The 11422-nt window shown below is 36.4% G+C and carries 10 protein-coding genes, 1 pseudogene and 1 riboswitch; all 11 genes and pseudogenes read right to left on the reverse strand.

The annotated features are described in order from the left end of the window. Positions 1-297 precede the first annotated feature (297 nt). Entirely contained in the window at positions 298-1299 is a 1002-nt protein-coding gene (locus EKL97_RS09190; protein WP_126554994.1) for a homocysteine S-methyltransferase family protein, read from the reverse strand. Positions 1300-1564: 265 nt separating this feature from the next. Further along, a riboswitch (SAM riboswitch) is annotated at positions 1565-1684 on the reverse strand. Positions 1685-1776: 92 nt separating this feature from the next. Further along, positions 1777-2829: an NAD(P)/FAD-dependent oxidoreductase gene (locus EKL97_RS09195; RefSeq protein ID WP_091204228.1), complete on the reverse strand. Its 1053-nt coding sequence runs from the start codon at positions 2827-2829 to the stop codon at positions 1777-1779. A gap of 107 nt (positions 2830-2936) precedes the next feature. After that, positions 2937-3518 (reverse strand): bifunctional precorrin-2 dehydrogenase/sirohydrochlorin ferrochelatase, encoded by a 582-nt coding sequence (locus EKL97_RS09200; RefSeq protein ID WP_126554992.1) that lies wholly within the window; start codon positions 3516-3518, stop codon positions 2937-2939. Positions 3519-3592: 74 nt separating this feature from the next. Continuing rightward, positions 3593-4366 carry a uroporphyrinogen-III C-methyltransferase gene (cobA, locus tag EKL97_RS09205; RefSeq protein WP_126562874.1) on the reverse strand — a complete coding sequence of 258 codons (774 nt, stop codon included), beginning with the start codon at positions 4364-4366 and terminating at the stop codon, positions 3593-3595. Further along, a complete protein-coding gene (locus EKL97_RS09210; RefSeq protein ID WP_126568705.1) occupies positions 4359-6449 on the reverse strand; it encodes a HEPN domain-containing protein in 2091 nt (696 codons plus the stop codon). Before EKL97_RS09210 ends, cobA begins: the two co-directional genes overlap by 8 nt. Before the next feature lie 187 nt (positions 6450-6636). Then, positions 6637-7881, reverse strand: a complete 1245-nt coding sequence (locus EKL97_RS09215) for a sulfate adenylyltransferase subunit 1 (protein WP_126568706.1) — start codon at positions 7879-7881, stop codon at positions 6637-6639. A 152-nt stretch (positions 7882-8033) separates the two neighbouring features. Further along, positions 8034-8933 carry a sulfate adenylyltransferase subunit CysD gene (cysD, locus tag EKL97_RS09220; protein ID WP_126453028.1) on the reverse strand — a complete coding sequence of 300 codons (900 nt, stop codon included), beginning with the start codon at positions 8931-8933 and terminating at the stop codon, positions 8034-8036. A gap of 65 nt (positions 8934-8998) precedes the next feature. Continuing rightward, on the reverse strand, positions 8999-9700 hold the full coding sequence (locus EKL97_RS09225; RefSeq protein WP_126516148.1) for a phosphoadenylyl-sulfate reductase: 702 nt from the start codon (positions 9698-9700) through the stop codon (positions 8999-9001). 15 nt (positions 9701-9715) lie between these two features. Next, entirely contained in the window at positions 9716-10621 is a 906-nt protein-coding gene (locus EKL97_RS09230) for a sulfite exporter TauE/SafE family protein (RefSeq protein ID WP_231507414.1), read from the reverse strand. Positions 10622-10736: 115 nt separating this feature from the next. After that, the gene (locus tag EKL97_RS09235) at positions 10737-11147 is read right to left on the reverse strand and encodes an RrF2 family transcriptional regulator (RefSeq protein WP_126516147.1); all 411 of its coding nucleotides are present in this window, start codon (positions 11145-11147) and stop codon (positions 10737-10739) included. Positions 11148-11316: 169 nt separating this feature from the next. After that, positions 11317-11418 (reverse strand): annotated as a pseudogene (locus EKL97_RS09240) (PLP-dependent transferase); the annotation flags it as partial. Positions 11419-11422 lie beyond the last annotated feature (4 nt).

Raw genomic sequence — 11422 nt, forward strand, 5'->3', positions numbered from 1 at the left:
ATCCTGCCTTTGTTAATGGGCACGAGCTAGAAGCTCGCGCTAGCGGGGGAACCTAGCCACCCAGTTTGTCATTCCGACGAAGGAGGAATCTCATCAAACTATATCCGTAATGTGATTCCTCCTTCGTCCGAATGACAAAATCACACTTTATGTTTTTATTCTCTTTGTGGGCACGGATTACAAATCCGCGCTATCTAGTGTTATCAGTTCCGGCGCTGGCACTAACTTGGATTCAACTAAAAAAATCCATTTTCAAACATCACTACACAGTTTAAAAAAACCATGCAGGAAATTTAATTACATCGTTGCTGTTGAAACTCTAGGTTTATACTCCTTTGCGATATCAGCAATCAACTTAATGTGTTCTGGGGTTGTTCCGCAACAGCCACCTATGATATTTACTAAATTATCGTCTAAATATTCTTTGATAAAGGCTTGCATCTGTTCTGGCGTTTCATCGTACTCTCCAAAAGCGTTGGGTAATCCTGCATTAGGATGTGCCGAAACATTGAACGAAGTATTATGCGCTAAGGTTTGGAGATACGGTTTAAGCAAATCGGCACCCAAGGCGCAATTGAATCCTACACTCAACAACGGAATGTGTGAAACCGAAACTAAGAAAGCTTCCACGGTTTGACCTGAAAGTGTTCTTCCTGATGCATCGGTAATTGTCCCGGAAACCATGATTGGAATATCAATATTACGTTCGTCTTTGACTTCTTCAATAGCGAAAAGAGCCGCTTTGGCATTTAACGTATCGAAAATAGTTTCCACCAACAGTAAATCACTTCCTCCGTCTATCAATGCTTCTACTTGTTGTTTGTAAGCAATGCGCAAATCATCAAAAGTTACCGCTCTGTAACCTGGATCATTTACATCTGGTGACATACTCGCTGTTCTGTTTGTTGGTCCAACTGAACCGGCTACAAAACGAGGTTTATCTGGATTTTTGGCTGTAAATTCATCGGCTACTTCACGGGCAATTCGTGCCGATTCGTAGTTAAGTTCGTAAACAATATCTTCGAGATGGTAATCTGCCATTCCGATGGTGGTTCCAGAAAAAGTATTGGTTTCAACGATATCTGCTCCTGCTTCAAAATAGGCGGCGTGTACCGCACGAATCGCTTGTGGTTGCGTAAGTGACAATAAATCATTGTTCCCTTTTAAGGAATGTGGAAAATCTTTGAAACGTTCTCCTCGAAAGTCTTCTTCAGAGAAATTGTAGCGTTGCAACATGGTTCCCATAGCTCCATCGAGTATGAGTATGTTTTTTTTAATGGCTTCTTGAATGCTTGACATATCTTGTTATTTCTTGTAAATCACGATCCATTTCGGGATTTACACTTTTGATTATTAATTACAAAAGTTCACTATATGAACTCTTTAGCCCCGATTGAAGCGATATCCTATTTTTCTGGCGTTCAGAAAAAAAGATATAGCGGAAAGCGGGAACAGTATTGGCAAAAAAACACCAATTGTTCGCTCCTGATACCGAAATTAATTCAGAAGGCTAAAAATATATGTTGTCAAGAAAAGGTTTGAGAAATACTGAGTGAGTATTCGTGTGTTATCTATCTTAAATACTGAAACTGGTTCTGTATAAAGTAGAATGTAGCACCTTCTTTAAAGATAAAGGGTTGCTAAGGTTTCATTGGGTCTTTCCCTCCGCCTTTCGTGATAACTTTCAATAAATATAGGAACAGTGCAAAGTAAAGACATAGCGCCTATACTTGCAAGTATTAGCGCTATATTTTTTAACTAGTTTGTATTAAGTTGTTAAACTATGGCTTTAACCACGGCTTTTGGAGCTTCTTTACGAGTTCCGTCAAATCCGTCAACACCAGAAACTGTAGTATATTTCAGCACATATTTCTTACCCGGATTGATTATTTGGTAGGCTGCCTGACACATCATAGTTGCTTCGTGGAATCCACAAAGAATCAATTTCAGTTTTCCTGGATAAGTGTTTACGTCACCAATGGCAAAAATTCCGGGAATATTCGTTTGATAATCCAAAGCATTATTTACTTTTATGGCATTTTTTTCAATGTCTAATCCCCAGTCTCCGATAGGACCTAACTTTGGAGTTAATCCAAAAAGCGGAATAAAATAATCTGTAGGAATGGTTCTGTGGGCACCATTTTCTTCAATATCAATTGATTCTAAATGTTCGGCTCCATTTAAACCAACTACTTCTGCCGGCGTGATCATTTTTATTTTTCCGGAATCTTTTAACTCCTGCACTTTTTCGACCGAATCCAAGGCTCCTCTGAATTCATTTCTACGGTGAATTAAAGTCACTTCGGAAGCAATATTCGACAAGAAAATACTCCAATCTAAAGCGGAATCACCACCTCCTGCAATTACTACTCTTTTGTCTCTGAATTTTTCCGGATTTTTAATGAAATACTTGATCCCTTTATCTTCGTAAAATTCGATGTCTTCAATCAATGGTTTTCTGGGTTCAAAACTTCCTAATCCACCAGCAATTGCTACAACTGGTGCATGGAATTTTTTTCCTTTATTTGAGGTGACAATAAAACTTCCGTCTTCTTGTTTTTCAATCGTTTCTGCACGCTCGCCAAGTGTGAATCCTGGCTCGAACTGCTTGATTTGTTCCATTAAATTATCCACTAAATCCCCCGCTAATACTTCTGGAAACCCTGGAATGTCATAAATAGGTTTTTTAGGATATAATTCTGAAAGCTGTCCGCCCGCTTGTGGCAAAGCATCTAAAATATGGCATTTTAATTTCAATAATCCTGCTTCAAAAACGGCAAATAAACCAGTTGGTCCGGCTCCTATTATAAGTATGTCTGTTTTAATCATTTTTTTATTCTTTATGTAATGTAATTATAATAAACTATTTAGTACAAATTAACGATTGATTTTTACAACTTTAAATGATAAATATCATTCGTTAATTTGCAATGCTTTTATTCTTTGTTTTTTAATGCTTCTGTGATTTCGTTCATTTTTTGTACTTTTTCTTCGAAATTCCCTTTAAGCGTTTTGCGATATTCATTGAGGTTTTCGACCATTTTATTGATGTCATCCGGAATTATTTCTTCGAAAAACTCCCGTAATCTTTTGGCAGTTGTCGGTGATTTACCGTTGGTTGAAATGGCTATTTTCACATTTCCTTTGGTTACGATTCCGCCCAAATAATAATCACATAAATCCGGTGTATCGGCAATGTTGCAAATCAAATGTCTTTTTCGACACAAGTCGAATACCCGTTTATTTACTTTCAAATCATCGGTGCAGGCAATTACCATGTGGCGTTTGCGAAGCATCCAGCGATTGAACTTTTTATAGGTCAATATTACCGAAGGATGTTTTGCTGCCAGGCCTTCCAATTCTGGAAGAAACCTTGGCGCCACCACTTCAACATTGGCATTTGGACTGGATTTCAACATGAAAGATAACTTTTCTAAACCCACATTTCCTCCACCTACAATAAGTACATTGAGGTTGTGTAGTTTTAAAAAAACAGGATATAGTTCGTTTCTTTCCATTACTATCTTATTTTCCTCTACCAACCCTCTCCGAAGGAGAGGGAGCCTGAGCTTGAATAATTTATACTTATTTTTTATGCAATGTTACTTAAAATGAATTCTTCGTGAAATCCTTTTAACTTGATACTTTCTTTGACCACTTCTCCAATAACAATTATAGCTGGTGAACTTAACTTTTTCTCCGCCACAACTCCTTGGATAGTGTTAATCGTTCCAACTCCAATTTTTTCCTGTGGAGTAGTTCCGTTTTGAATAATTGCAACAGGAGTTTCTCCTTTGGATTCCTTCTGGAATAATGACACAATTTGTGATAGTTTACTCATTCCCATCAAAATCACAACTGTTGCTGATGATTGCGCTGCGAGAGCTACATCATTCGACAAATTCCTGTCGGAAGTAGTGCCTGTGATTACCCAAAAACTTTCTGAAACACCTCTTTTTGTCAAAGAAATTCCTTGATAAGCCGGAACTGCAATCGAAGATGAAATTCCGGGGACTACAAATGTAGGGATTCCAAAACTTTCTGCAAATTCAATTTCTTCGCTTCCACGACCAAAAATAAATGGATCTCCACCCTTCAACCGAACGACATTTCCATAGGTAAGCGCATTATCAACAATCAACTGATTGATTTGGTCTTGCGTATATTCATGACAGCCTTTTCGTTTCCCTACAAATATTTTTATGGCATCTTTGGGTGCATGAATCATTATTTCCTCATTGGCTAGTGCATCATACAAAACCACATTCGCTTCTGCCAGCGCCTTTACTCCTTTCAGAGTAAGCAAATCCGGATCGCCAGGACCAGCGCCTACTAAAGTTACTTTGGGTTGTATTGTATTATGCATCAGCTAAATCTTTGGCTCTGTATTTCTCTATTGTATCAAAAAACGCAACTCCTTGTTGGATGTATTTTTGTGCAAATTCGGCAGAAGGCTCATTCGCTTTGATTTGATAAACCAAATCTTTAAAGCTTGAATCCAATTCTATTTTTTTGCTTTCGATAAAAACAGTATCAAATAAATCGATAATTCCAGCGTGGTGATTTGTTTTTTGGTTTTCTGCCAATAATATTGCTTTGGCACCGTTTACAAAACCTGCGTAGGCCAAGTAAATCGCATCTGCCCATTTTTCTTCTTCGAAAGCTTCTTGTGCAAAAGTCATTTTATCTTTGGCTTCTAATATTAAAGTAGCCACTAAATCAATTACTACACCTGCACATTCTCCTACTCCAACAGCTTTTACGTAGTTATCAGCATTTCCCCAATCTACAAAATCAGCCTCGGTAAGGTTTGTTATATCAGCTAATGGTTTTAAAAATTCATAGAAATATTTCTCTCCTTTGGCGTCGTAATAATTCAAGAACGATTGTCCGTTTCCGTTTGCTTCAAAATCATTTAAGATATAACGCAACGCATCGGGTCCTCTTCTGCTTGGAATTTTAATCACTTTATCCGAAAATCTTCCGTTTCCGTTTCCTAAATTCCCGCCACCTAATAATACCTGAAGAGCTGGAGCCACTAGTTTTCCTGCATTAATGGACATTCCTTGGAAACCAATTTCGGACATATTGTGTTGTCCACAAGCATTCATACAACCGCTAATTTTTATGGCGATTTGTTGATTGTTGCTGTATTGTGGGTATTCTGTTTTTAATACTCTTTCTAATTCATCCGCAATACCAGTACTACTTGCAATACCTAAATTACACGTATCCGTTCCCGGACAAGCCGTGATATCTCCGATAGTATCATATCCTAAAGCAACAAAATCCAATTTGGCTAATTCTTGGTAAAAGAACACTAGATTTTCTTCTTTGATATTACGCAAAACGATGTTTTGTCTTAATGAAAAACGCAACTCATTAGCACCATAATTTTTAATCAAATCGGCTAACAATCTTGCTTTATCTGTATAAAAATCTCCTAAAAGCACTTTGATACCAATAGCCACATATCCTGCTTGTTTTTGTGCAATCACATTTGATTTTTTCCAAGCTTCAAAAGCTTCAACATTATCAATTGTTACTGATGGTACAGCTAACAAAGGTTCTGTAATTGGCCCTTCAAAAGCTGTAGTATCTATCTCGTATGTATGAAAAGGCAATGCTTTTTTCTCTTCGTCAACCAAACGCAAAAACTCATCACGACCTAAATCTTTAATTAAGAATTTCATACGTGCTTTCAAACGTTTTGCTCTTTCTCCGTAACGGTCAAAAACTCTGATTATACCTTCGGCAGTTGGAATAATTTGGTTCACCGGTACAAATTCTGAAAGCAATTCAGCGTGACTTGGTTGAGAACCTAAACCACCCGCAAACATTATTTTGAACCCTTTTTCGCCATTTACAATTTTTGGAATAAATCCTAAATCATGCAAATAACTCAAAGCGGTATCTTTATCAGAAGAGGAGAATGATATTTTGAACTTACGTCCCATTTCCTGACAAATTGGGTTACGCAATAAATATTGAAACAAACCATGCGCATAAGGCGACACGTCAAAAGGTTCGTCAACATCTACACCCGCTAATTCGCTTCCAGTAATATTACGCACGGTATTTCCACAAGCTTCTCTCAAAGTGATATCATCTTTAGCTAACTCAGACCAAAGCTCCGGTGTTCTGTCTAAACTCACATAGTGAATTTGAATATCCTGACGGGTTGTAATGTGTAAACGTCCTGTAGAATATTTATCGGACACTTCCGTAATACGCTTCAATTGCTCGCTAGTCACTTTTCCGTATGGCAATTTAATACGAATCATTTGCACGCCTTCTTGACGTTGACCGTAAATACCACGTGCCAAACGAAGACTGCGAAAACGCTCATCGTCAATTTGTCCACTTCGGAAGGAATGAATTTTTTTCTCTAAATCGATAATCTCTTTTTGGACAATCGGATCTTCTATTTCTGTTCTAAAACTTTGCATCTTTTAGTTATATTTATCCCCTCCTCAACCCTCCCCTTCGGGGAGGGAGTCGAAATTGGAAATATTATTACATTTTCTTTTAACTCAATTATTATTATATTCTTATCGTAAAAGGCAAACGCCTTAACTACCGGCATACTTTTATCCAGGATGTCTCCCTCCCCTTCGGGGAGGGCTGGGGTGGGGGCTATTTTATAAACCCAACTCCTGCTGTTGTGTTGGTTGTAGCATCTATTAAAATGAAAGCTCCGTTAGATTTATTATCAGTATAAGCATCAAAATAAATGGCTTTGCTCAATTTGATAGTTACTTCTCCAATTTCATTTATAGCTAATTGAGTCGCTGGTGTTGTTCCAGAATAATCGGTTGCGATTACGTTTTTTACACTGTCAATTTTCGCCAAAACTCTATTGCTGTTGTGTTGCACATAATATTTTGCACCTGCCACTAATTTTTTACTGTCCATCCAACAAACAGTTGTTGTGATGTCTTTTTCAATTTTAGGAAGTTCATTCGATTTTACAATCATATCACCTCTGGTTACATTGATGTCATTATCTAATTCGATAGTGATAGAAGAACCAGCCGTAGCTTCATCAAATTGTTTATCAAAAAAGTGAATATTCGTTACGGTAGATTCAGTTAAAGAAGGAAGCACCGTTACTGCATCTCCCACTTTAATAGTGTTACCGTATAATTTTCCGGCATATCCTCTAAAGTCGTGATACTCTTCCGTTTTTGGTCGGATTACTGTTTGAACAGGAAAACGTGCGATCCCGTTTTCGTAGATATCATTTGGTTCCAATGATTCCAAATGTTCCAAAACCGTCTGTCCGGTATACCAAGGCATGTTCTCCGATTTATCGGCAACATTCCCTCCATTGATTGCACTTAGCGGAATGTAACTTACATTTTGTTCTTTAAAAGCGCTTTTTGCATTTAATGCCTGAAAGTCTGCTTTGATTTTGTTGTATACTTCTTCTGAATAATCAACTAAATCCATTTTGTTTACCGCAACAATCACATCTTTTACTCTCAATAAATTATTGATAAAAAAGTGACGGTAGGTTTGCTCAATAACTCCTTTACGCGCATCAATCAAAATGATTGAAACTTGTGAAGTTGAAGCTCCGGTAACCATGTTTCGTGTATATTCAACGTGACCCGGAGTATCGGCAATAATGTAACTTTTTTTGGCTGTCGAAAAATAAATATGCGCCACATCAATCGTAATTCCTTGTTCTCTTTCAGCAACCAAACCATCGGTAGCCAATGAGAAATCTAAATAATCGTATCCTTTTTGCTTACTGCTTTTTTCTATTGCTTCAATCTTATCTGTAGTCAATGATTTTGTATCGTACAATAATCTCCCGATTAATGTACTTTTTCCGTCATCTACACTTCCTGCTGTTGCTATTTTTAAAACTTCCATCTGAATTTTGTTTAAAGTTTAAAAGTTTAAGGTTTTCAAAAACACCTTGTAAAAACTTCTAAATTTGATTTTTTTATTTTAAATGTTGAATTATAAATTTTAAATATCTCGGAACAATTCATAATTTATAATTCATAACTTATAATTGTTTTCTAAAAATAACCTTGTTGTTTTCTTTTTTCCATTGCAGCTTCAGAACGTTTATCATCAATTCTGGCTCCTCTTTCAGAAATAGTTGAAGATCTAATTTCACCCACCACTTCCTGAATAGTTGCTGCGTAAGAATCAACAGCTGCGGTACAACTCATATCTCCAACGGTTCTAAAACGAACAATTCTTTCTTCAATTTGCTCATCTTCTTCTTGGTAAACAAAAGGAGAATGAGACCAAATCATACCGTCTCTCAAGAATACCTTACGCTTGTGTGAAAAGTAAATCGATGGAATTTCGATTTGCTCTTGTTCGATATAACTCCAAACATCTAGCTCTGTCCAATTCGAAATTGGAAAAACACGAACGTTTTGACCGTTTTCAATTTTTCCGTTTAAAATATCAAATAATTCAGGACGCTGATTTTTTTCGTCCCATTGACCAAAATCATCACGAACCGAAAAAATACGTTCCTTCGCTCTCGCTTTTTCTTCATCTCTACGCGCACCACCGATGCAAGCATCAAATTTGAATTCTTCGATAGCATCCAAAAGTGTAGTCGTTTGCAAACTGTTTCTACTGGAGTACTTACCTGTTTCTTCTACAACTTTCCCTTCGTCAATAGCATCTTGCACATTACGAACGATTAATTCTAATCCCAATTCAGCAACTAATTTATCTCTAAAAGCAATAGTTTCAGGAAAGTTATGTCCCGTATCTACGTGCAACAATGGAAAAGGGATTTTCGCTGGAAAAAATGCTTTTTGAGCTAAACGTACCAAAGTAATCGAATCTTTTCCACCAGAGAAAAGCAATACCGGTTTGTCAAATTGAGAAATTACTTCTCTAAATATGTATATCGCTTCGCTTTCTAAAGCATTTGTTTTTAATATGGTACTCATTATATTTTTATTTATTCAAGGATTGAAAAATTCAAAAATTGAAAGATTGTTGTATTAATTTTTAATTATTTTTGGTGCAACCCACATTCTTTATGACTCGATTCCCATGACCATCTCCCTGCTCTGATATCTTCCCCTTCGGCTATGGCTCTCGTACATGGAGCACATCCTATACTTACAAACCCTTGTTTGTGTAATACATTTTGTGGCACATTATTTTTTTCTAAATAAGCTTCTACTTCTATCAAAGTCCATTTCAATAATGGATTGAATTTTATAATGTCGAACTTTTCATCGTATTCAAAAAGGTCTAAGTCATTTCTGTTTTCGGATTGTTCCGCACGTAAACCAGTAATCCAGATGTCATTCCCTTTTAATGCTTTAGTCAACGGTGCCACTTTTCGAATAAAACAACACTCTTTTCTATTCTCCACCGATTCATAGAAGCTGTTTGGACCTTTATGATTTAACAACTCTTCCACCGCAATTGCTTCCGGAAAATAGGTTTTAATGTCAATTTTATATTTTCTTAAAGTTTTATGAAAAACATCATACGTTTCCTGAAATAATCGTCCTGTATCCAATGTAAAAATGGTAATTGGCAAATCATTTTTCGCAATTAAAGCCGTAATCACCTGATCTTCCTGACCAAAAGAAGTAGAAAAAACTACGTTATCCTTATATTCGTTGGCTAAAAAACGAAGCGTTTCCTCAATGGAAAAATCTTTGGTTTTATGCAATAACGCTTGTACTATATCTGTGCTCATAATTCCGTTTATCTTTTACAACAATTTTGACAAGGTTCTTAAACTCAAAATAATAATTAAGATACCTACCAAAATCATCATTGGTTTTCTTTTGATTTTATTAACTAATAAAGCAGCAATTGGCGCAGCAATAACGCCTCCTAAAATTAAACCTATAATAACCTGCCATCCTTGGATTCCTCCAAAAATCATAAATGTAATACCACTAGCGAAAGAAACCGCAAATTCGGCTGCATTCACAGAACCAATTGTATATCTAGGATTTCTACCGCGTCCTAATAATGTAGAAGTTACAATTGGCCCCCAGCCTCCACCTCCAACGGAATCCATGAATCCCCCAAAAGAAGCCAGAATATTCAATCGTTTCGTTTTCTTTTTAATAATATTTTTTTGCATTGCCTTTCTGATAATTATAACCGCCAAAGCGATCATATACACGGCAATAAAAGGCTTTATTGCATCCCCATCAATTACATCCGATAACAAATAAGCTCCGGTAATCGAACCCAAAATTCCGGGTATCAACAAATGCCGGACTAGTTTTTTATTGATATTCCCAAAACGATGATGAGAAATTGCAGAAGCGCCGGTGGTAAACATTTCAGCAACGTGAACACCTGTACTGCTGATTGCTGGCGGGATTCCATATGCCAATAAAAAAGAGGTAGAGGTTGCTCCGTAGCCCATTCCTAAAGTTCCATCGACTAGTTGTGCAAAAACGCCAATACAAAAAAAGATTAAAAACTCCTGATCGAACCCTCCCACAAAACCATTCCAAGAAAATTCAGCATGATGGTTGTACACCAATGTAGAAATTAATCCAACTAATAAAACAACCGGAATAACAACCCACAAGCGTTCTTTAAATGTAATTTGGGATTTTATCATCCCTTTATTTTCTTCTACTACTTCTTTATTCATGCTTGCAAGGTAAAATAAATTTTATTTATTATCTATTACCCTATCGGCATTGTAGATTAAAGCGCAAAAATAGTACTTTTTGTTTAACTACAACACTAATTTTTAAGTTTATTTTTTAAAAGGCGATATCCGCTAGGGTATTGTTTTCCAATATCATCAGGGTATTGTCTCGCACTTCGGTCATTAATTTCCGAACGGCGCAAGTGGTTTCATCGGCACAGTCTTCACAAGGCTCATAAAAATTATGGCTGGCACATGGAAGTAATGCAATAGGTCCCTCTAGAATACGATACACATGGGCCATATTTATTTCCTTAGGATCTTTTATCAAATAATAGCCTCCGCCTTTTCCTTTTTTGGCTCCTAAAAAACCAGAATGACGCAGTAATAATAAAATACTTTCTAAAAACTTGATCGAGATAGTCTCGCTCTTGGCTATCTCCGCTATTTGCACCGGAAAATTGTTTTTTTGGCGTGCCAAAAAAGTAAGTGCTTTTATTCCGTATTTAGTTTTTTTTGAAAGCATTTTAAAAAAATATAATTGAAGATTAATTATTTTTGATTGTAGATTTCAAAGCTGTCTGAAATCAACATTCTTTTTATATTGAAACAACAAAAATATACTTTTTGATTTAAGAATAGTGAATGGAGATTGATGATTTTTAATTTGTAGTAAATCTACAATCAAAAAATCCTTACAACAATGCCTGCTCTAAATCAGCAATCACATCTTTTACGGTTTCCAATCCTACTGAAACACGAACTAAACCATCGGTAATACTCACTGCTAAACGTTCTTAA

The sequence above is a fragment of the Flavobacterium sp. LS1P28 genome, assembly GCF_003970335.1.
Classification (GTDB): Bacteria; Bacteroidota; Bacteroidia; order Flavobacteriales; family Flavobacteriaceae; genus Flavobacterium.